The organism is Mesorhizobium sp. (genome assembly GCF_005063415.1).
Classification (GTDB): domain Bacteria; phylum Pseudomonadota; class Alphaproteobacteria; order Rhizobiales; family Rhizobiaceae; genus Mesorhizobium.
This window is the reverse complement of sequence record NZ_SUEG01000393.1, coordinates 1-320: the sequence shown is the minus strand read 5'-3', so window position 1 is coordinate 320 and position 320 is coordinate 1. Positions and strand designations below refer to the sequence as shown.

The window sequence follows — 320 nt, the reverse complement described above, 5'->3', positions numbered from 1 at the left end:
CTATCCGTGATCCCGATGTCTTGCGCGGCTCGACGCCAGAGCAGTTCGCCGAGCGTGCGGGCCAGGTCATGGCCGAGCTCAATTATGTACATCCCTTTCGCGAGGGCAACGGACGCACCCAGGAGGTGTTCATCGCCGAGCTTGGCCGTCACTACGGCCATGAGGTTGATTTCACCGTCATCACCAAGCCGCGCATGATCGAGGCGTCGATCGAAACCACGAACGACCCGTCAAGCGCTGCCATGAAACATGTGCTCGAGGACGCGGTAGACCCGAATCGCCGCGAAGCCCTTCGCGCCGCGTTGTCCGACCTCGAGGTG

General features: G+C 62.2%; 1 protein-coding gene. It reads left to right on the top strand.

The window, feature by feature from the left end:
* On the top strand, window positions 1–320 hold a 320-nt coding region (locus tag E5W70_RS32765), incomplete at both ends, for a Fic family protein (protein WP_292665518.1).